The 22849-nt window shown below is 27.6% G+C and carries 23 protein-coding genes and 1 riboswitch; of the genes, 6 read left to right on the top strand and 17 right to left on the bottom strand.

Features of this window, described 5'->3' with window-relative positions:
• Positions 1-12 precede the first annotated feature (12 nt).
• From TEGL_RS04360 to TEGL_RS04335, 6 genes are all read right to left on the bottom strand, one after another.
• Complete coding sequence (locus TEGL_RS04360; protein WP_018592874.1) at positions 13-783, bottom strand: thiazole synthase; 771 nt, start codon at positions 781-783, stop codon at positions 13-15.
• Positions 784-795: 12 nt separating this feature from the next.
• The gene (gene thiF, locus TEGL_RS04355; RefSeq protein ID WP_334290547.1) at positions 796-1602 is read right to left on the bottom strand and encodes a sulfur carrier protein ThiS adenylyltransferase ThiF; all 807 of its coding nucleotides are present in this window, start codon (positions 1600-1602) and stop codon (positions 796-798) included.
• Positions 1595-1789, bottom strand: coding sequence for a sulfur carrier protein ThiS (gene thiS, locus TEGL_RS04350; RefSeq protein WP_018592872.1), 195 nt, complete (start codon positions 1787-1789; stop codon positions 1595-1597). The genes thiF and thiS overlap by 8 nt, the downstream gene beginning before the upstream one ends.
• A 100-nt stretch (positions 1790-1889) precedes the next feature.
• Positions 1890-1990, bottom strand: a riboswitch (TPP riboswitch).
• Between the two features lie 77 nt (positions 1991-2067).
• Entirely contained in the window at positions 2068-3249 is a 1182-nt protein-coding gene (locus tag TEGL_RS04345; protein ID WP_018592871.1) for an NAD(P)-dependent malic enzyme, read from the bottom strand.
• Between the two features lie 45 nt (positions 3250-3294).
• Positions 3295-3849, bottom strand: a complete 555-nt coding sequence (locus tag TEGL_RS04340) for a Fe-S-containing hydro-lyase (RefSeq protein ID WP_018592870.1) — start codon at positions 3847-3849, stop codon at positions 3295-3297.
• Positions 3850-3859: 10 nt separating this feature from the next.
• Positions 3860-4699, bottom strand: a complete 840-nt coding sequence (locus TEGL_RS04335) for a fumarate hydratase (protein WP_018592869.1) — start codon at positions 4697-4699, stop codon at positions 3860-3862.
• A 250-nt stretch (positions 4700-4949) separates the two neighbouring features.
• Here TEGL_RS04335 and TEGL_RS04330 point away from each other — a divergent pair, with 250 nt between their 5' ends.
• Positions 4950-5768 carry an alpha/beta hydrolase gene (locus TEGL_RS04330; RefSeq protein ID WP_018592868.1) on the top strand — a complete coding sequence of 273 codons (819 nt, stop codon included), beginning with the start codon at positions 4950-4952 and terminating at the stop codon, positions 5766-5768.
• A gap of 42 nt (positions 5769-5810) precedes the next feature.
• On the opposite strand, the gene splB is transcribed toward TEGL_RS04330, so the two are convergent.
• Positions 5811-6833, bottom strand: a complete 1023-nt coding sequence (splB, locus tag TEGL_RS04325; protein ID WP_018592867.1) for a spore photoproduct lyase — start codon at positions 6831-6833, stop codon at positions 5811-5813.
• Positions 6834-6943: 110 nt separating this feature from the next.
• Here splB and TEGL_RS04320 point away from each other — a divergent pair, with 110 nt between their 5' ends.
• On the top strand, positions 6944-7561 hold the full coding sequence (locus TEGL_RS04320; protein WP_018592866.1) for a DUF3267 domain-containing protein: 618 nt from the start codon (positions 6944-6946) through the stop codon (positions 7559-7561).
• Positions 7562-7620: 59 nt separating this feature from the next.
• On the opposite strand, the gene TEGL_RS04315 is transcribed toward TEGL_RS04320, so the two are convergent.
• The 4 genes from TEGL_RS04315 to TEGL_RS04300 form a co-directional block, all read right to left on the bottom strand.
• Positions 7621-8808, bottom strand: coding sequence for a DHHW family protein (locus tag TEGL_RS04315; RefSeq protein WP_018592865.1), 1188 nt, complete (start codon positions 8806-8808; stop codon positions 7621-7623).
• Between the two features lie 15 nt (positions 8809-8823).
• Positions 8824-10239 (bottom strand): MBOAT family O-acyltransferase, encoded by a 1416-nt coding sequence (locus tag TEGL_RS04310; RefSeq protein WP_018592864.1) that lies wholly within the window; start codon positions 10237-10239, stop codon positions 8824-8826.
• Positions 10240-10485: 246 nt separating this feature from the next.
• Complete coding sequence (locus TEGL_RS04305; RefSeq protein WP_018592863.1) at positions 10486-11160, bottom strand: ABC transporter ATP-binding protein; 675 nt, start codon at positions 11158-11160, stop codon at positions 10486-10488.
• 10 nt (positions 11161-11170) lie between these two features.
• A complete protein-coding gene (locus TEGL_RS04300) occupies positions 11171-13744 on the bottom strand; it encodes an ABC transporter permease (RefSeq protein ID WP_018592862.1) in 2574 nt (857 codons plus the stop codon).
• Positions 13745-13971: 227 nt separating this feature from the next.
• Here TEGL_RS04300 and TEGL_RS04295 point away from each other — a divergent pair, with 227 nt between their 5' ends.
• Together TEGL_RS04295 and TEGL_RS04290 are read left to right on the top strand one after the other, a co-directional pair.
• Positions 13972-14907, top strand: coding sequence for a sensor histidine kinase (locus TEGL_RS04295; protein ID WP_018592861.1), 936 nt, complete (start codon positions 13972-13974; stop codon positions 14905-14907).
• A gap of 15 nt (positions 14908-14922) precedes the next feature.
• Positions 14923-15660: a LytR/AlgR family response regulator transcription factor gene (locus TEGL_RS04290; protein WP_018592860.1), complete on the top strand. Its 738-nt coding sequence runs from the start codon at positions 14923-14925 to the stop codon at positions 15658-15660.
• Positions 15661-15680: 20 nt separating this feature from the next.
• Here the strand turns inward: TEGL_RS04290 and ybaK are convergent, their stop codons facing one another.
• The 4 genes from ybaK to TEGL_RS04270 all read right to left on the bottom strand — a co-directional run bounded on the left by ybaK (position 15681) and on the right by TEGL_RS04270 (position 17933).
• Entirely contained in the window at positions 15681-16163 is a 483-nt protein-coding gene (gene ybaK, locus TEGL_RS04285; protein ID WP_018592859.1) for a Cys-tRNA(Pro) deacylase, read from the bottom strand.
• 190 nt (positions 16164-16353) lie between these two features.
• Complete coding sequence (locus TEGL_RS04280) at positions 16354-16629, bottom strand: hypothetical protein (RefSeq protein WP_018592858.1); 276 nt, start codon at positions 16627-16629, stop codon at positions 16354-16356.
• 324 nt (positions 16630-16953) lie between these two features.
• Complete coding sequence (locus TEGL_RS04275) at positions 16954-17778, bottom strand: hypothetical protein (RefSeq protein ID WP_018592857.1); 825 nt, start codon at positions 17776-17778, stop codon at positions 16954-16956.
• On the bottom strand, positions 17778-17933 hold the full coding sequence (locus tag TEGL_RS04270) for a hypothetical protein (protein WP_018592856.1): 156 nt from the start codon (positions 17931-17933) through the stop codon (positions 17778-17780). Before TEGL_RS04270 ends, TEGL_RS04275 begins: the two co-directional genes overlap by 1 nt.
• 300 nt (positions 17934-18233) lie before the next feature.
• Between TEGL_RS04270 and TEGL_RS04265 the strand changes: the two genes are divergently transcribed.
• Positions 18234-18956, top strand: a complete 723-nt coding sequence (locus tag TEGL_RS04265; RefSeq protein ID WP_018592855.1) for a hypothetical protein — start codon at positions 18234-18236, stop codon at positions 18954-18956.
• Positions 18957-19193: 237 nt separating this feature from the next.
• Positions 19194-19964 (top strand): CotA family spore coat protein, encoded by a 771-nt coding sequence (locus TEGL_RS04260; protein ID WP_018592854.1) that lies wholly within the window; start codon positions 19194-19196, stop codon positions 19962-19964.
• An 85-nt stretch (positions 19965-20049) separates the two neighbouring features.
• Here TEGL_RS04260 and TEGL_RS04255 read toward each other — a convergent pair whose 3' ends face one another.
• Together TEGL_RS04255 and TEGL_RS04250 are read right to left on the bottom strand one after the other, a co-directional pair.
• Positions 20050-21651: a hypothetical protein gene (locus tag TEGL_RS04255; RefSeq protein ID WP_018592853.1), complete on the bottom strand. Its 1602-nt coding sequence runs from the start codon at positions 21649-21651 to the stop codon at positions 20050-20052.
• Between the two features lie 112 nt (positions 21652-21763).
• On the bottom strand, positions 21764-22678 hold the full coding sequence (locus TEGL_RS04250) for a hypothetical protein (RefSeq protein WP_018592852.1): 915 nt from the start codon (positions 22676-22678) through the stop codon (positions 21764-21766).
• Between the last annotated feature and the right edge of the window lie 171 nt (positions 22679-22849).

Below are 22849 nucleotides of genomic sequence, written 5' to 3'. Positions count from 1 at the left end.
TTTAGATACCTCCTATAAGTTCCCTAAAAAACCAGTAAGAGGAGAAGATGCATTTGCAAATTCTGATACAGATCCAGTTTTTGCAATAAATGCTACACGACCACCCTCTACTGCCATTTTAAATGCTTTTCCCATAGCTATAGGATCACCAGCTGATGATATTGCTGTATTTACTAAAACTGCTGCAGCTCCCATTTCCATTGCCTCCATAGCTTGTGAAGGCTTTCCTATACCTGCATCAACAATAATTGGAATATCCAGTTCTTCTATCATTATTCTTATCATCTCTTTCATTTTAAGACCTCTATTTGAACCAATCGGTGCACCTAGTGGCATAACTGCAGCAGCGCCTGCTTCTATTAATCTTCTTCCTGCATATAAATCTGGACTCATATAAGGAAGTACTACAAATCCTTCATCTGCAAGAATTTTAGTTGCTTTTATTGTTTCTTCATTATCTGGTAATAAGTATCTAGTATCTGAAATTACTTCTATTTTTATAAAATTTCCACATCCCATTTTACGAGATATTCTTGCTATTCTTACAGCTTCTTCGGCCGTTGTTGCTCCTGATGTGTTTGGAAGGATTGTCATATTTTTAGGTACATATGTAAGAATATTTTCATTAGAGTTATCTAAATCAACTCTTCTTAGTGCCATAGTTATTATTTCACTACCACTTTCTTCTATTACTTTTGGAAGTATTTCATTAGACCCATATTTTCCTGTCCCAATTAAAAGTCTACTATCAAACTCATGTCCACCTAATATTAATTTATCCATTAATTTATCCCCCTAAATATAATCTATAAGTATTTTACTTGCTAAATTAGCCATATGATTTGCACAGATTGCCACACGAGGTGCCATTAACCCCTCACCTTCTTTTGCTTCATGTACAAAATCACCACATATATAAAATTTTTCTCTTATTTTCTTTGTCACAATAATATTTGAGTCATAATATCCTGCCATGCCAGAAGATGCTATTAAATATTTTTCTCTCATATGAAGCAAAACAAAATTACTTATTTCAGCTTTACAATTTGGATCATCTAAAGCTTCAATTATTATATCTACTTCATATAAAAAATTCATATTTTCTTTAGTAATATAAGAATTATGTATTTCAACCTCTATGAAAGGATTAATTTTATCTAAATGTTCTTTCATTGCTTTTGTTTTGTATTTTCCAATATCATCAATAAAATATTGTTGTCTATTTAAATTGGAAGGTTCTACAACATCATAATCAACCAAAATCAACTTACCTACACCTATTCTAGCTAGAGAGATAGCTATATTAGAACCTAGACCACCAATGCCCAAAATAGCTATCTTTCCTCCTTTTAATTTTTCATGTACTTTTGGTGTATGCCTTGCAATCATAAGATTTTCTAGTTCATTCATAGATGGTTTCTTTCCTTTTTCTATTAAAGTTACTCTATCATTTTCTTTTAATATTTCATTTTTTTTAGTAGGAAATCCATTTAAAACTACAACATCACTAAACTTATTAAAAATATCTTTAATTTTAAAAACACTTATATCATTTTCAACTTCTCTTTCTATTTCATTAACAAATATTTTCAAATCAACCACCACCAATAAAGCTAATAATTTCTATTACATCATGCTCTTTTAATACATAATTTTCATATTGCTCATTTTCTAATATTTCTAAGTTTATCTCTACAACAACTCTATCTTTGTTTAAGTTGTAATCATTTAATAAATCTAATACAGTTTTATTATTTTGGAATTCTACTACTTTTCCATTTACCTTCATCGTTACACCTCCTCACTTTTTTGTTTCAATAAAAAAAGCCTTACCCGTAGGTAAAGCTTGTAGTAATCACATATCATATGTGAAAATTCACATATTTCATTATATAACACTCTACTCTTTCCTACGCTGGTATTATCCAGATCAGGTATAAGGGTTAATGTTTCCATCTCTCAGCCTTTTAGGGCACCCCTAGGTAAAACTTTTCAATTTGTTTTAATTGTAGTACTTAAATTTAATTTTTTCAAATCAAAATATTTTTATGCTTGTAATAATTATATTTATATTCTTGCAACACCAGTTTTTATAGCAGCTTCTCTTACTGCTTTTGCCACATTTTCTACTACATTTTTATTGAAAGCATCTGGAAGTACATAATCTGGAGTTAATTCTTCGTCACTAACTACATTTGCTATGGCATAAGCTGCTGCAACCTTCATTTCTTCATTTATTTCTCTTGCTCTAACATCTAATGCTCCTCTGAAAATTCCAGGGAAAGCAAGAACATTGTTAACTTGGTTAGGGAAGTCTGAACGACCAGTACCCACTATAAATGCGCCTCCTGCTTTAGCTTCATCAGGGAATATTTCTGGAGTTGGGTTTGCCATAGCAAATACTATTGGTTTATCTGCCATAGTTTCAACCATTTCTTTTGTGACCATCTTAGGCGCAGATACCCCTATAAATACATCTTTATCTTTTATGATATCTACTAAACTTCCTTTTTCACCATATTTATTAGTCACTTTCACCATTTCTTTTTGTGCCCAATTTATATCCGCAGAATCTTTATGTATTGCACCATTAATATCACATAAAACTACATTTTTAACATTTAAGTTAAGTAACATTTTAGCTATGGCCATACCTGCTGATCCTGCACCATTTATAACTATTTCCAAGTCCTCAATTTTCTTTCCTGATAATTTAACTGCATTTAATATTCCTGCAGAAACAATTATTGCTGTACCATGTTGATCATCATGGAATACCGGAATATCTAATTCTTCTTTCAATCTATTTTCTATTTCTATACATCTAGGTGAATTTATATCTTCTAAGTTAATTCCACCAAATACAGGTTCTAATAATTTAACTGTTTTTACTATATCATCAATATCAATAGTGTTTATACATATTGGAAAAGCATCTACGTTGCCAAATTCTTTAAATAATATTGATTTTCCTTCCATTACAGGAATCGAAGCAGCAGCACCTATATTTCCAAGACCTAAAACTGCAGTTCCATCACTAACCACTGCCACCATATTACTTTTACAAGTATATTTATAGACATCTTCTGGATTTTCTTTTATTTTTAAACAAGGCTCTGCAACACCAGGAGTATATGCAGTAGATAAATCATCTTTGCATTTTACTTCAACCTTACTCTGTATGCTAACCTTTCCTCCGTGATTTTCGTGCATTTCTAATGCTAATTGTGCAAAATTCTTATTACTCATTTTACTTCTCCTTTATAACATCTGACAAATTATTAGTTTTTAAATTTATTCTGATTCTTTTGCAAACATTGCTCTTCCTTTTTCATATATATTGTTACCATAAGAGTCTATAGCAACAATTAACTGTAAGCCTTCAACCTCTAATCTTCTAACTGCTTCTGGTCCTAAATCTTCATAAGCTATTACTTCACATTTTTTAATAGCATGAGAAATATATGCTCCTGCTCCACCAATAGCTGCCAAATACACAGCTTTATTTTTTATCATAGAACTTACTACTTCTTCTCTTCTTTTTCCTTTACCAATCATAACTTTTAGGCCCAACTCTAATAAAGGTACTGTTAAGTCATCCATTCTATAACTTGTAGTTGGTCCAGCTGAGCCAATTATTTGCCCCTCTTTACTAGGTGATGGCCCCACATAGTAAATTCCTGCTCCATTTACATCAAATGGTAGCTCTTCTTTATTATGTATTGAGTTTATCATTCTTTTGTGAGCTGCATCTCTTCCAGTATAAATTACACCACTAATTTTAACAACATCTCCACAAACTAATTTCTCTATATCTTCATTTTTAAAAGGTGCTTTTAACTCTATCATATTTTCCCTCCTATATAATCACTTGCTTATGTCTAGCAGAGTGACAATTTATATTAACTACAACAGGAAGCCCTGCTATATGTGTTGGGAAAGTTTCAATATTTACAGCAAGAGCCGTCGTATTTCCTCCAAGGCCTTGAGGGCCTATTCCTAAATCATTGATTTTTTTAATCATTTCTTTTTCTAAATCTGCTATCATCTCATCTTCACTGTGATTTCCGATATCTCTAAATAAAGCTTTCTTAGCAATTTGAGCACATTTATCTACTGTACCACCAATACCCACTCCCACAACTATAGGTGGACATGGATTAGGTCCAGCTTCACTTACAGTTTTCACTATGAATTCTTTAACTCCCTCAATTCCATCAGAAGGTTTTAACATTTTTAATTGACTCATATTTTCACTTCCAAAACCTTTAGGTGCATATTGAATTTTTATTTTATCTCCCTTCACCATTTCATAGTGAATTATGGCAGGAGTATTGTCTTTTGTATTTATTCTAGTTATTGGACTTACTACAGATTTTCTTAGATATCCTTCTCTATAACCTTCACTTACACCTTTATTAATAGCATCTGTCAAGGTATCTCCTTTTATCATAATTTCTTGGCCAATTTCAACAAAAAATACTGCCATTCCCGTATCTTGGCAAAGAGGTATATGCGTGTCTTTAGCTATTTGAGCATTTTCTATTAAAATATTTAATATATCTTTTCCTAAATCACTTTTTTCTTTTTCTAAATTTTCCTTAAAGGATTTTATTACATCATCCCCAAGGTATATATTTCCTTCAATACAAAGTTTCTTAACCTCTTTAGTTATTACTTTTGAATCAATTTCCCTCAAGCGAACATACCTCCCAAACAATCTCATAATTATTCGTGTTTACATTTTAACTGTACCACTTTTTTTCAATCTAAACAATATTTTAAAGTATAAATTTTATGGTAATTATGTTTATATATAAATTGTATCAGTTATAAAAAAATAAATCACAACTTTTAAAAAAGGATTTTCGTTCCTCTATCTAGAATAACTATATATGTTAGTCCTATGCTTTTTTAGGATTCATTATAAAACTTGAGGAGTGAAATATATGAGTGTTGCAACAGTAGATTTTTGGGTTAAATCATTTGATAATATTTATTTAAAATGCGCAAAAGACTTAGTAAATAGTCCTAAAGCTACTATCTTAATCCTACATGGATTAGCAGAGCACTATAGAAGATATGATTATATCACTAGAAAATTTGTTTCAGATAATTTTAATGTATATAGATATGACCACAGAGGGCACGGAGATTCTGATGGAAAAAGAGGATATGTTGACGATGCCCATACCTTTGCAAAAGATCTAAAAATTGTTATTGATTTAGTTAAAGAAGAAAACCCAAATCTTCCTTTATTTATTTTAGGTCAAGGCATGGGAGGACATATAATGAGTATTCTAGGTGGACAATATGATAATCTGGCAGATGGTATGATATTTTGTAGCCCTTTAATTTGTGATTATGGTAATTATACAAATTGTAATTCTGATGAATATGATAGTGATTTTGACTTTGTTTCTGTTGGAAGTATTCATAATCTAAGCCATGATTATGATTTTATTCAATCTTATGATGAAGATGAATTAGTTTTAAAACAAGTTACTGTAGGTCTTTATCACGTGTTGAAAAAAAGTTGTTCAAATATTATTGAATATTTATATAAATTTAAATATCCTTGCTTAATACTTCATGGCTCAATGGATGCAGTAACAGATTGTGAAGATAGTAGGTTTTTATTTAATAATATAATTTCTACAGATAAGGAAATTAGGATTTTGAATGGTTTATATCATAAGCTTTTGGATGAATTAATTAAAGATGATATAATATCTGAAATGAGTAGATGGATAGAAAATAGAATATAGTTAAAAAAGGAGAGTTAAAATTATTCAGCTCTCCTTTTTTAATTAAATGATATATTTAATCTCTGCATCTGGAAAAATTTCTTTTATATTTTCTGTAAAAAACTTTTTCATATATGCTAAATGTTCCTTTGGATAAACAAATTTTCCATATCCAAATTGGCCATATTTATAAGTTCTATCATTATCTTTCATTGGTAAAATATTCTCTGGAAAAACTTCATTTATAATATTTTTTGCTCTTGTTGTATATCTGTGAGATATTACTTCAAAAGTAATTGAATTTTCTAAATTATTAGGTATCTTTTCACTTAAATAAATTAATAAGTTTCTGTAATCGTCTTCCCAGTTTTCATATATAAATACTGGCGCTATAATATATCCAACATGATATCCTGATTCCATCATTTTCACGCTAGCTTCAATTCTTTTTTCTCTACTACTAGTTCTTTTTTCATAATCTCCTATGACTTTTCTTGTATTAATAGTAAATCTTGCTTCTGTTTTTCCTCTATGTTCAATATCTAATAAAGTGTCAACATCATCAAACTTTGTAACAAATCTAAATCTTCCGTATTCACTTTTTGCGAAAAATTCAATTGTTCTTTTTAGAGAATGTGTATATGGCTCAACAGGTATAGGATCAGATGTAGCTGAACCTTCAAATATGGTAATCTCAGGCTTTCTTTCATACATATACTCTTTTGCTCTGTCTAAAATATCATCAATATTTGCATTAACCTTTATAAAAGGTTTATCACCTAAATTTGTGTTCAAGTAACAGTATTGGCAATTCCCCACACAACCGCTAAATAAAGGTAGTTGCCAGTGAGCAGATGGTTTACAACTTTGAAATTTATAGCCCTTTTTAATTCCTACAACTAAAGTGTTTTTGCCTTCTTTGTAAAAATCTCTAATATTATCTCCTGGTATATGTTCTTTAACTTTATTATTAGTCAAATTTATTATTTCTGTTTTTTCTTTATTTTTAAATTCTTCATAAATATTTTTTCCTATTTTATAGTTTAGAGCGTCTTTTTCAAATATAATTCTTTGAGGAACAAACATTACTTCACCTTCCTTTGATTCTATTTTTCCAAATTAATATTAAAAAATTCAAGGACAAATTGGAATTATATGTTATAATCTCAATAAAAATAATATTTAAGGGGTTTATTATGTCTGAAAGTATTAGTGAAAAAAATTTAAAGGAACAAGAAAAAATAAAAAGATTTGAAAAAATTAAAGAAGAAATGATAAAAAATGGATATAAAGAGAATTCAGGCACAATTACTGTTGCAAAAGCTAACATTTATGCCCTACTTACAGCCGGACCAATAGCTCTTGTTTGTTTTTTCATTTATATAAATAAATGGGGAAGTATTGTTTTAGAGTTTACTCCAGCTACTCTTATGTTATTTTTTATTTCAATAATTGCATGTGTCGTTATACATGAATTTTTACATGGAGCCACATGGAGTTTATTTTGTAAGGAAGGATTTAAAAGTATAAGTTTTGGTGTTATGTGGAAGTCATTAACTCCTTATTGTCATTGCAAAGAACCACTTAGCTTTAAAGCTTATATTACTGGAGGACTTATGCCTTTACTTATTTTAGGTATTTTACTATTCATAATATCTTTCTTCACGGGCAATTCTTCATTAATGAATTTAAGTTTGATTAATATTTTATGCGCAGGTGGGGATACTACTATCGCCCTATTATTATGCAAATATAAGGATGCTCTTTTTATAGATCATCCTACAGACTGCGGTTTTGTTGCATTCACAAAATAATAAGACAAGAATTTCAATAAAAAACAGATACAAATTCCAAACTTGTATCTGTTTTTTATTTATTTTATTTCATCAATCATAGATTTAAAATCTGTTGAATTGTACATAAACATAACTATGTCAGCATCACTATCTTCAATTATTTCTTTTATAGATAAATCTAGTTTTTCCGTATATCTTGGATCAACTAGTTGTACTTCTGAAAACATGTCTGCAAATAACCATGAAGTAGGAGCTTGATAAGAGTCCCTTATTATTAGTATTTTCTTATCACTTAAAGCATCCTTATTTTTAATTTTTAATATATTACAAGCATTACCAAACATGTAGGCTCCACCATATAATATTTCATCTTCATGTCTCCTTGTGGCTACAAAATCTTCTTCTTTTCCTTTAATTTCTTTTTTTCCATCATATTTAAAATATTCATATTTATGTTTATTTTTTGAATGAACATAAGGAATATCTTCATCTTCTTTTACTAAATTATTTAAATTTAAATTATAGCTTCCTAGGAAATATCCTTTTTTTAAATCTGTTTTAATATAATTATTCCAATTTATATTTTTAATACCTTCTGTTTTTTTCATTTCCTCCATAATAGTTTTAAAACCTTCATATGCCCCTATACCATTCCAATGATGATCTGTTTTAAAATATAATTTTTCTCTTTCTTTCTCATTAAATTTACTTAAAAAATCTTCATCTATGTCAATAAAATCTATCTTATCTTTATCTAAATAATTTTTAAATTTATTTTTATTTTCTGTAGCATTATTTAAACCTTTTGTAAATTTAGGGTACAAATTAGTTAACATACTTTCTTTGTGTGGCGCTGATGCATAATAAACTTTCTTGTTAGACTTTAATGCTGCCTGAGAAAGCTCATTTATTTTTTCAGCTGAATCTTTTAAGTCTTCCTCTGATAATGCATCTACTGGTGTTGGCATAACCCAATTATTTTCAAGCACATAGTAATTTTTAATTTTATTTTTACCAAGCATTAATTCTACTTTATTATAAAGCTGTGACAATTCCTCTCTAAAAGGAAACTGGTCTGAAAAATAGGCTTCAAACTTTTTGGTGAAGTCTTCTTTTTGCACATCTTCCACTGAGGGTATTTGTGCTAATGATCTATTTTCAGATGCGCTTATCTCTTTATCTTTACTTATTGTATGAATAAATAATGTAGCTATTATTGCAATTAAAAATGGTATAGCTATATATTTAGCTTTTTTATTATTCATTATTGTATCCTCCTCTTAGAATCTAAAATATAAAAATGGATTGTATGTGGAATTTATTAAAATCACAACAACTATAAACATAATTGACATTAGTGAAATTGAATGAAGTGCATAAGTAAATCTATTATCAATTAATTTCTTATTTCTTAACTCGATTTTCCACTTAATCTTATGTAAAATTGGTGTAGCAAAAATGATCGCTAAAATCACAATAAATCCTGATTCATTTATGTAACTAAGAAATGAAATATTCAAAATAGAATTTTCGCCAAGTCCCATTAAAACTTTTATATATTCATATGCTTGTCCAATATTTTCCGCTCTAAAGAATACCCATCCTATCATTACTAATAATATTAAATAAATATGTCTACATAACTTTGGTAACTTATCTAAATATTTTTGTAAGAAGGCTTTTTCTAGTGCAATTAGAAAACCATAATATAGTCCCCATGTTACAAAAGTCCAATCAGCCCCATGCCATATACCTGTTAACGACCAAACTATAAATAAATTTCTATACTGTTTAATAGGAGAAACTCTATTTCCCCCTAGGGGAATATAAACATAATCTCTAAACCAACTTCCTAGAGAGATATGCCATCTTCTCCAAAACTCCGATACATTTTCAGATATATATGGATAATTGAAATTTTCTAAGAAATCAAAGCCAAACATTTTTCCAAGTCCTATGGCCATATCACTATATCCACTGAAGTCAAAATAAATTTGAAGGGTGTAACATATTATCCCCAACCAACCTTCCATAGTAGACAAATCTGACATATTAGTTGCAAATATACTGTCAGCAACTAAGCCTAAATTATTTGAGAAAATCACCTTTTTTCCAAGACCAATAACAAATCTATTTATACCTACGGAAAATTTATTTATGGTATGAACTCTACTATTTATTTGCTCGTCCACCGTTTCATATCTAACAATCGGACCTGCCACAAGTTGTGGAAATAAACTTATATACAATGCTAAATTATAAATATTTCTCTGAAGTCTACTACTATTTCTATACACATCAATTACATAACTCATTGTTTGGAAAGTGAAAAATGATATTCCAAGAGGCAAAGGTATTGTGGGAATACTGATGTTAAGATGTAATAAACTGTTAATATTATCTATTAAAAAATTGCTATATTTAAATACTCCTAATAGTGAAATATTAAAAATCACAGCTATTATAAGCCATAACTTCTTTTCCTTTGCATCATCTGAGGATACCTTGATTCCAAATATATAATTGCAAATGATAGATGCAATCATTAAAAATACATATTTAGGTTCTCCCCATGCATAAAAGAACAAACTTGCCAACAGTAATACTACATTTTTTAATTTTTCATTAGATAAATAATAAAAAATAAGTACTATAGGTAAGAATAAAAATAAAAAAATCAAACTGCTAAAAACCATAATTATTTTCAATTCTAAATCTTAGAATTGTTTTCCCCTCCATCTATTAATTTTCTTCTATAATAAATATAACAAATAAAATCTTAAAAATATCATATTTATATGTATTGTTCACTCTTTGTTATAAATATTTAATAAAATGTGATTTTCGTTATAAATTTGTTATAAAGATTAATTTTTACAATCTAAAAAGCTATGAAATTAATTTTTATCTCAACTTCATAGCTTTTATGGAAATTATAAATTTTAACAATCTAAATCATTTAATTTTCCGTCTATTATTGATATAATTCTGTCTGCTTTTTTTGCTATTTCATTATTATGAGTTATCATTATTAAAGTTTGATTGTATTTTTTTATGGATTTTTTAAGTAAATCCATAACTTCTTCAGTAGTCTTGCTATCTAAATTCCCCGTAGGTTCATCTGCTAAAATAATACTCGGCTTAGCTGCTAGTGCACGAGCTATAGCAACACGTTGCTGTTGACCTCCAGATAATTGATTTGGTAAGTGATCTTTTCTCTCTTCTATTCCAAGTAATTTCATAAGATCTTCTATATAATCTTTATCTATTTTTTGTTTATCAAGTTTTAGTGATAGTTCTATATTTTCTTTAACATTAAGAACTGGTATTAAATTATATTGTTGAAATACAAATCCAACTTTTTCTCTTCTATATTTAGCTAGTTCGTTGTCAGATAAGCAACATATATCTTTATTATCAACTTTTATAGTTCCATTGCTTGGTCGCTCAAGTCCTCCTATTAAATGAAGAAAAGTACTTTTCCCACTTCCACTAGGCCCTACTATTGCCACAAATTCACCCTTATTTATTTTTAAATTAACGTCTTGTAATGCATCTACTTTTATTTGTTTTTTTCCATATATTTTACCTAAATTAATAGTCTCTAATATCACCATAATAATCCCTCTATTCTATAATATTTATAGCTTCTACTATGCTACTTTCTTTTATTTTTCTAGCTGGTAGATAAGTTGCTAATAACCCCACAGTTATATTAGCTAATACAACTACTACATATAACTTGTAATTTATTACAAAATCCATGCCATAAGCTTCAAATCCAAAGGTTTTGTACATTCTTATTTGCATCAACAATGAAGTTACTACTACAATTACACTTGAAATCACACCATAAAATAACCCTTCATAAGTGATCATTTTTTTAAAATCTTTTTCACTTATACCTATTGCTCTTAACATTCCAAATTCACTTGTTCTTGAAATTAAGTTATAACTCACATTATTAATTATATTAAACACACTTATAGCAAACATAACTGCTACTACACCAAAGTCTAAAAGTTTCTTCTGTTTTAATATTTGCTCATCCATTTTTTTATCTTCAGTCATATCTGTAGTTACAGTTCCTGGTACTTTACTCCCAATTTCTCCTAGTTTTTTATTTATAGTATTATGATTTGCTCCATTTTCCATATTTGCATATACAACATCATAATTGCTGTTGCCAACCAATCCATCTAAATATTTGTCACTTACTATAATATCTATTCCGTCGTCTCCAGAATATAAATTGTCATCTGCATAAGGATAATTAACTATAGCTCCTACTCTAAAAGTGTAGTCTTCATATTCACAATTGTCTTTTCCTTGCCAATACTTCTGAGTATCCTCTATTTTACCTTTAGGATATTTAACTGTAACTGTATCTCCTACCTTAATATTTGCAAGAGGTGAACCCGTATTTCCACCTAGTACTTTACCTTTTGTACCGTTATCATCATATATATAAGGCATATATACTACTGCCAAATTCTCTTTTTTCATCTTTTCTATATCAATTTTTCCACTTACTAAATAATCCTCTAGTGATTTTATCATCTCATCATTATATCCCTTTAACTTTTGTTTCATTAAATAAGTATCACTGGATTTATTATCTATCAAGCTTCCATTTAATACATCTCTTATATATATTTCTGAATCAAGCTGTTTATTAAAATCTTTCTCTAATAAATCTTTTTTAGGTAAAACTAATCTACTTTGCAAAATTCTAGCTACTTTTACTTCATTTATACCATCTATATTTTTAATTTCCTTAATATCTCTATCACTTAAACCAACTCTTTCATCATCAGCTGAGGTAACTTGCATAATAAAATCACCATTTAAATACGTTCCCTTTCTTTGCTGTTCATACATAGCATCAGATATTGTATAAGCATAATTGTTTCTAATTACTAATACACCACCTATACTCATAGACAGCATTATTAAAATAAAGGCTTTCTTGTTTCTCAATATATTCTTCATTGAAATTGATTTCGTTTGTGATATACAATTACTTATTTTAGATATTATAAAACTACTTTTCTTAATCTTACTATTTGATCCGTAGTTTCCTTTTATGGCTTCAATTGGAGATATTCTTTTTATTTTGAAATAAGTAAATATACTAATTATCAATATTACAACAAAAGTACATACTATAGATAGTAAAATCACTTCTGTTGGTATAACAAAAGGTGTTGATTCTAACTTGCCTTCAAAATTTATATTCCCACCTAACTTATTAAATAACTGTGACCCTCCCATACCAAATAATATTCCAATTGGTAGTGATACTAAAGCAATAATTAATAACTCATAAATCATACATCTAAATATTCTTAAATTAGTAGCTCCTACAGCTCGTAACATTCCGTAATCTCTAATTCTTTGGTATACAGATATGGAATAAATGCTATAAATTACAAGGCCTGCAAATATGCTCATGGCAATAGCCGTGCTTTTACTTGCCATATCTATACCACCGTTATCTTCAACCGTTTGTACTAGTGATTTATTTACTCCAACCTGATTCTTCAAACTTATATTTGCTTCATTGGCAATAGCTTCTATATCATTGCTTATTGGACTTCCTTCATTAAATTCTACATTTGCAGTAAATTGACTAACATTATTCTCATCAAGGTGTAAAAATATTTCACATCTTCCAACACTTTTATCCTTATATCTATCTTTAAGAATTCCTACAACTTTAAAAGTCTCAGTTTTTTCTTTATTATAAAGTTTAAAAGTTAGCTCTTGTCCAACCTCTGGTTTTAGACCCATACTATTTAATATCCAAGCTTCTAAAACTACCTCGTTTTTATCTTTTGGTAATCTACCTTTAACTATCTCTGACTCATCATTAAGATAATTATTATCAGCATATAAAATATTAATTGGTAACTTTTCACTTACATCTGTAGATGCATAATATGACGTTATCCCAATATTTTCTATATCCTTACCCTTTTTTACTATTTCTAATTGATTCTTATCTATGTCTTTATAATAAACATGATAAGTTCCCAGCTCCCTTTTAGTTCTGTTTATATCTGCTTGCTGAGCACTTTTTGATAAAGTACCTACACCTACTATAAGTGCTGTTCCTAAGATTATACTAAGCATTATTGCTATAGATCTTGATTTAAAACTTTTTATATATTTTATTACTATATTAAAATCTTCCCTCATTTGTTTTGCTCCCTTCCATCTGAATAAACTCTCTTCTTGAATAAGTTCATTATATATGTGAAAAATAATTCTATCAAATCAAGTTTTTTCAACTTTTTTATAGTTATTTGTTCACTTCCATAGATATAATTGCACATTTTAAGTTCATTTATGTAAATTTCAACTTTTTACATATTTTTTTATAAATGATATACTTCTAATATAAATGGAAAACTAAGGAGTTAAATATGTATAATATTTTTATATTTACAATGGGTATTTTAGTAGTTTTTATGGGTAGTAATTTAATTTTTTATAGATATGATTTTTATAGAAAGATGAGTTTTGGAAAAAGAAATATTTTTAGTTTATGTATATCTTCAATATTATTTTTAATAGCTTATAAAATATTTACGTTTGCATTATATAAATTAAATGATAGTTTATTGACAAAAGGTGTTTTTATATCAGTATTAGCCTTTACATTAATGATTTTTTCTTTATATCTTGGCTATGAACTTTCAAAAACATTGAATATGAAGTATGAATACAAATGTGAATTAAATAAATTAAATAATAAAATAGAGCATAAGAGCAGTATTATAGCTAAACTTAGAAGTCAAAAACATGATTATCTTAAACATTTGCAAGTGGTTTATTCCCTACTTAATAATAACTTGAATAAGGATGCAAAAGATTATATAACAAATATATCTAATAGTTTTAGATCTAAAACTTCTAGATACGGCAAAGTATCTTATTTAGATGCCATTTCTTCACTAAAATACGAAGAGTGCCTTATGAAAAATATTACATTTGATGTTTATATCCAAGATTTTATTGATAACTTGGTGATTGAGCCAAGCGATATGAGTTCCGTAATTTTAAACATAATTGACAACGCTATTGATTCTCTGTCTACCATAAAAAAAGATAATAAATATATAAAACTTTTCGTCTACGAAGATGAGTTTCAATATGTTATATCAATAAAAAATAACGGTCCACAGATATATAATACAGAGAGTATTTTTGAAGAAGGATTTTCAACTAAGGATGGAGATAACAGGGGTTATGGTCTTTATCTTGTGAAAAATATTTTAGATAAATATGGTTATCATATTTTTGCAAGTAGTGATGAATTTTTAACTGAATTTACTATTTTAATACCGAAATACTGTTAAGAGGAGATAATTCTAATGATAAAAGTTTTAATATGTGATGATGATAAAGCTATAAGAGATGATATAGAAAATATAATAAAAAATTCTGGCTATGTCGATTATGTTAAAAAAGCAAAAAATGGTATTGATGCCATAGAGTTTATTAAAAGCGAAAAAATAGATTTACTTATAATGGATATTGATATGCCTCATAAAAATGGAATTGATTGCGCAAAGGAAATTGCAAAGATAGATGAAGATGTTCATATAATCTTTGTAACAGGTTTTGCTGATTATAGTTTGGAAAGTTTCAAAGTTCACCCTGTTGATTTTATAGTAAAGCCATTTACGAAGGAGAAGATTTTAGATTCTTTAAATATTGCCATAGATCATATTAATTCTCATAAATTAGCTAAAAGTAACTTTATCGAAGACACCTTATTTGTATATAAAGTAAGAAAACAAGTTCATATGCTTAACTTTGATGATATCGTTATGTTTGAAAAAAATTCTAGAGCTATAAATCTTTATACTAGAGATCATGATGTAATAAAATTCTATGAAAATATTGAGGATTTATCTAAAAGATTACCACCAAATTTTTTCACTTCTCACAAACAATATATAGTTAATTTAAAGTTAATACATAAGGTTATACCAATTAATAAATCCTCTCTTGAAATAAGATTTATTAATTTTCAAGAAACAGCAACCTTGAGCAAATCACTAGAAAAAGATTTTCTTTATAGATTTTACAGAACAAAAAGGTTTTAAGGCATACCAAAAGGTATGCCTTATTTTATAATATCTGCATATTCAAAGTTTATAGCCTTTTGTAAGTCTTCAGGGTTTAACTCAATTTGAAACCCAATTTTTCCTCCACTTACAATTATGTTTTCTAAATCCTTGCCACTTTCATGTACAAATGTAGGATATAACTTCTTCATTCCCACAGGAGAGCATCCTCCTCTAATATATCCGGTTACTTTATTTATATCTTTAACATGAATCATTTCTACATTCTTTTCTCCAGCTGACTTTGCTGCCTTTTTCATATCTAAACTTTCTGCCACAGGTATTACAAAAACATAAAAGTTTTTACTGGCCCCTTGAGCTACTAAAGTTTTAAATACCATATTTTCATCTTGATTTAATTTGTGTGCCACACTTATTCCATCTATATGGTTATCATCAGCTTCATAAGTATACATATTATACTCTATTTTCTTAGCATCTAATATTCTCATGGCATTAGTCTTTTGTTGTTTTTTTGCCATTTCATCATCTCCTTGTTAATTTTTCCAAATTGATATTATTCTTTTATTATAATATAATTTCCTAAACGGATACATCATTTATCATAAAAAAGTGAATTTTGAGTAACATATTTATTCGATGTGGTGACGATGATATATCGTTGACCATATGAAGTAATTCACCCACACAGTGGCTCAAGTGAAGCGAATTTTATTTTACTTCTATAATATAGGCACTTGTTTGTGGCGGTATACTCATTGTCATAATATTAGAATGATAAGCCACAACTAAATCACCTATATTTAAATCTTCTACAGTAATTTCATTGTACTTACGATCCAATATTAGAGTTTCATCACTTACAACAAGTCTTGTAAATGTATAAATATCCTTCGGATTCTGTCCTATCGTGACTAACTTATACCTTTCATCATTACTCTCCATTATTTCTACTATTACTCCTATTTTATAAGAACAACATTTCATTATAATCCCTCCAATAATTCTATTTAATTATTTATATTTTTATTAGTTAAATATAGTTACAATAATAAAAAAATAAAACATCCTATATCATATAAGATGTTTTTATTTAAAGTTATTTACAATTAGTATGAAGTACACTTATATCTCTTGTATTTTTCACAATGGTATAAAAATTAGGATATTTACTTTTTAAAAATTTATGATTAAAATCATCAATATATTGTGAATAACAAGAAGAATATACACTAGAATAATTTATCAAAGTTACGCTAGAAAATAAATCGTCAAATACCTCCTTAATTAATACCTTGTATTACAAACTTATTAGTTTTTATAACAACTTCCTTCACAATGTTTTTTCGAAGAATTTCTTTTTCTATCTTTTTCACATTCTGATACTCCACAAGCTGTACAGTTTAGTATTTCTTTTGATGCTAATTCAAATATTGTACTCGCCAATTCTAATACTACGTTTTCTAACGAATTTATTTCATCTTCTAATTCACACACCATACATTCTATTAGTTCACACTTACAATCCATATGTGACTTACATAAGCACTCTATATTACTTATTTTCGAAATTATACTTTCTATCAAATCTATTATTTTAAATAATTTACATAAAACATCTGATATCAAGTCACATCTTTTACTAAATAGACATTTTAATTGACAAAGTAAATTTTTTAAATTTTTTAATATACATTCAAATTTGTCTATTTGTAATAGATAACCATAGTTTTTCTTACAGTTAGTACATTCCTCTATATCAAAAAGTGTTGTCATTAATACATCTAATAAGCTAATGCAATTACAATCTTTATTCCATCCCTGTAGTTTATCAATGCACAAGTCTTCTTCTAAAAAATTTTCCGTAATATTTCTTATTATTTCTACTTCTTTTGGATGGCGCTCCTTATCACAACAATTATGGTCATGACAATTTTCATGATGTTTTTCATCACATTCACAATCTTCATGATCTTGACAACTATGCATATCATCTATGCAGTCTTTTTCACAATGTTTAAAATCATTATGACAGTCGTCAAATTCTTTATGATAACATCTTTTATCACAAAACAAATCAAACTTCATTTCGTTTAATATTTTATAAACAAATTTTAAATTAAATATATGATACACTACTTATCCCACCTTTTTAGTCTAAGAATACTCTTTTTATATTTTAATTCTTTAACAGTTTCGTAAAAACTTTTATAATACTTATTTCTTGCTACTTCAGCCACATCTATCTTGACGTTAGTATGGGCAAGACCTCTATTTCCATAGCTCGCCATGTTAAAATAACACATTTGCCTATATTTTCTTTGTAATGATGCTGCTGTATAGGAAGGTCTGCATTGATGATAATTAGAAATTTAAATCGCTGCTATTAATGTACTTAATCCTTGTATTTAATCACTCATTAAGTTTTTTAATAAGAATTACCTTCTTTCCCTATATATATGAATATTTCTAATAATTGACACTAAATTTAGTGTTTTTATCTATTCAAATTTATATTATTTACATAAAAATGCTTCACCAAATTATTTTTTTTTCATATTATAAAATATACTTGATAGGAGGGAGTATTTATGAAAAATTATGACTGTCATAACAACATAATATGTCCATCAACGGTAAAAAAATTTTTGGATTCTGATATTGCTACAATTGCTGCAAATTCAAGTTTTCCAATGTATTTTACTTTATGTAAAAATTTAAAATTGCCTAAAAATTGCAAAGTTGAAGTCCTAGAAACAAGATTGCAATATAATATTTCTAAAGTAGAAAAAGAATTGTTAATCAATGGTAAATATGTAGATACAGATAAATCTTTACTTCATGATTGTATCAATATAAAGGACGTATTTATTAATTTGCCAAAAGATAACTATAATAAAATCTTATTTAGTATCATAGAAAAGCTTAAATTACAAATTTCACTTATATTAGAATTTAAGGCTATAGCTCATACTGATAATTGTAAAAAAATATATTTTGAAGCTACCGGAAAGTCTAAAGATTATATAGAGACTATTTTAATGAACAAATGTTGCATACCTGCTAATCATGATTTAGATAATAATTTTATAGATGTGGACCACCGCTTAAATGCTGAAGTTAATCCAGATTATATATTTATATCTCCTAAATACGATTGCCATTCTAATATTGACGGTCTTTTAGGAAGGGTATTTATTAATTATGAAATTCTGATGGATTTAATGTGTCATAAAAAAATAAGAAAATATTTTTATAATACTACTTATAATACTGGAGATATTTATCATAAAAAATATATATATTTTAACTGACAATTATATTTGTCAGTTTTTTATTTTAATATAAAAGCTTTTAAATGATATCTTATTTTGTAACATAAAATTATTTCTAAATATTTTAAAATTAGTCATCTATTATTCCTAAAATACATCAATATTTAGCAAAATTTTAGTTTTTTATACTTATTTAGTAACATTATTTTATTTTATAAATATATTATACTATAAGCTTCGAAAGCTTATAATATAATATTTGAAGGAGTAGATGTTATGAGTAATAATAGTTGGATGGTTTCAAAACCATGCCAAAATCAAGAACATTATCCAGAAAAAGATGAATGTTCTTGTAAAAAAGACGAATGTTGTTGCAAAAAAGATATGCTAAAAGCTTTAGAATTATTATTTGATCCAAAGATAAAAGAGTTTGTATGTTTCCATAAATTTTCATTTATTGGCAGAAAGTATTTAGTAGGTACTTTTTTAGAGTATTTTAATCCATATGATCATGATAATACTGCAGCACCTTGCGCTAAACTAAAATCTATTGACCCTTGTCAATCTGATTATATAAATATATGGGCAGATGGCTTCTATTATCCAATTCCTACTAATTATAATTATAAATATAAATATTTTGTACCATATCCAGTTGATAAAGCATCACTATGTGATTTAGAGGCTATTCAATTTGAATACTATCAATGTGGATCTGGTTGGTCTTTTAAAGAAAGACTAATGTCATTACTAGATAAAAAACGTCCGTTCAAGTGCTGTAAGGATGATGATTGCTGCTGTGGTGATACTACATTTAGAAATCTGTCTTTTACGAGCAGCAATGTGAATCTTACTGCTGGCTGGTTAGCTTTAACAGATGCTGAAGTACTTGGTAGGGTAGGTAATATATTAGTTCTTTCTGATACAGGTTCTAATAAAATTAGCTATGTTTGCTTAGAATCTGTTGGATTCTATGGTCCTTCATATGGACCTATAGCTGTAGATGCACCTGCAACTGAACCTGTAGCTGAACCTGATGTAGAATAGGTTATAAGAATTCTATTAAAATTTTTTCTGATTAAATAGTTAGGTGTGCACCTTCTTAAAATAAGGTGCACACCTTTATATTATCTTATAGTACTGAACTTATTTTTGATGTGGAGTAAATTGTTATACCCGAATCATTGTTATTTACTAACATAACCCCACTACCGACCTGTTTGATAACACCATTTATATCTTCTTCAAACGGTGTTGATATATTTTCCTTACTTATTTCCACACTGCTTATTAGACTGGTAGGTTTTTTATCCAGTTTTACATCTTCCGCAACATAATTTTTACTTTCAATAGTTTTAACTGACTTAACCATATCTATTTTTTCTATCTTATCTATTTTAGATACTGAATCATATTGAACATCTTTTATACTCTTTATTGATTCTGCATTTTCTTTAGTAGCAACAAAAGCCGTTTCATCCTTATTCACTATATTGTTTACACTACTATTTGAAACATTAATAATATTGTTTATGGAAGTTTCATTTTCTTCTTTTTTCTCTAGTATATTATTATCGTATTCAATATCTACAGAATTTATAAAACTATCCTTAGAATAATTTATATCTTTAACCACTTGATTTATTATGTTTTTATTTTCATCTATATTAACTAATATATTTTTTATATTATTAGGTACTACTGTTATAGTTTTCATAGATACTTTTAATGGTTCGAAGGTTCCATCATCCAGTACTATACCTATATAATTCTCTCCTGTTGGATCAAAAGTTAAGTATTTATCTTTTACTTCTTCTTTATTAATATTTTTATTACTAGGTTCAACAATCAAAATATCAACAGTTTTAGGTTTAATTAGCTGAATATCTGTATTAACATTTCCGATTATTTTTTCTTCACAAGCAGTTTTTATATCTATTATTGCTTTTGATTTTTTTTCTTTAATATCTTTAACTACTTTTGTAGGAGATTGATTTGTAATTACTTTACAATCCTCCATATGTATATCGGTTACTACTCCCATTTCTTCTATTTTTATAGGTTTTGCTACTTCAACTTCGTTAGAATTATTAGTTAAAACAAGTATTTCTTCAGTTTCAATATCTTTTATTACTTTTTCCTTATTGTCTTCTATGGAACTTAACACGCTATTTTTTTCCACATTTACTTTCAAGTCCTCCAAAACAGCTTTTCTTTTTATATCTAAGGATGTGTCATGACTTAAAGCTTCCTTTTTATCCACAGATCTAATATTATTCATATAACTATCATATTTTGTTCCATTGCAATAAATTGTGTTTATATTATTTTTATTTTCTTGTATATACCATTCTATATTCTTTTCCTTAGATAAATTATTACCGCCTCTATAATACCCTGCATTTTTATGCTCTTGGATTATTTCCTTTTCAATAATATTTTCTACTTCTGCTAGGAATATATTTTTAATCCTATCATCCAAATTAGCATCTAATATTTTTAATTTTACTATATCTTCTAAACGTAATGCTTCTTTTTCTATTATTATTATGTTTCTATTTATTTTAATTAAGTCTACATTATTATTAGTAATTTTTATTTCTTTTCTTACTCCATCTGCCGTAATTATTTCCATATTAATTGCATTATTCCTTTTATTTGATAACGTATTTACTATATCATTTATAAGATCAAAAACTTTGGTAAATATCTTATTCTCATTTTTTTTACTCATTTTTTTCACTCCTTTTCAAAAACAAATCTCCTCATTATACCTATGTATAATGAGGAAATTTTATTACATAAGACAAAGACTAAATTATTAGTGATTAGTCCTATACATATTTTTATCCATTGTAATAGCAGTTTGAGCCAATTCTTCCATCTGTACAAGTAATACTGCTTGGATTCGTATTTGTATATACTATAAGCTCTTCTTTTACTATGGCATATATTGTCTTGCTTATTAATAAAGTTGAAAAAGCATCTGCACAGAATTTCTTTGTTACACAATCATAAGTTTTTGTTGATCTTATACAATCTATTGACAGACACGCATCAAAAATTTCTTCAAAGTGTACTCTATTTCTACCTGTTGGTAAACATATTGTTCCAAAGAAATCCGCTTTATTAAATCCAAACCCTGCGCTTAATGGTCCACTAAATTCTTCAGTTTCTGCTCTAAAGTTTTCACAACCTATTTTACCTTTAACTATAAGTTTCGCTTTACAAATATAAAAATCTAAACAATCTTCACCTATTATAGTTTTTCTTCCTTCTTCACAGCATTCAATATCTATCGTCTTGCTTCCTTTGTATATGTTATATAATTTTCTCTTTATAGAACCTCCATCGCAATCAAATTCACATTTGCAGCTTTCAGATTCATCAGATGAATGGAAAGATACTTCATTCTCTAAGCTATCGATTCTTACTTCTATCTCCTCATCTATTAATCCTATGCATTTGTACTTAACTATAATAGTTTCTATACATATTTCATCCCCTTGTTTATAATCGCCATTTGATGTTATAGTAAATTCAATGTCTTTCAAATATTTTCTCTGTTTATCTTCTAAATATACACAGTCGTATATTCTATTAGATAGTACTGGAATACCCTTTGCTGTACATATATCCAACGGAGCTGCTATCTCTTTTGGAGAGCAGCATCCTTCTTGGCATCTGTTTGGCTTTTCAACTAGTCCTGGTTTTTCACAGCCACAACAATCTTGATTTAAATTGTCTTTTACTTCACTCATGTCATATATCCTCTCCTGATTATTTTTTAGAAAAGACCATATTCTCTTCTTATATAAAATATATGATTTTAATGAGCACATGTTACTATCAGATTAACATATTTATTATTTTCGATAATTTATGTATAAAAAACAGTATTTTAATATAAATATTAATATGAATATTTTTAA

This window comes from Terrisporobacter glycolicus ATCC 14880 = DSM 1288 (assembly GCF_036812735.1).
Classification (GTDB): Bacteria; Bacillota; Clostridia; order Peptostreptococcales; family Peptostreptococcaceae; genus Terrisporobacter; species Terrisporobacter glycolicus.
This window is presented reverse-complemented; position numbering and strand designations above follow the sequence as displayed.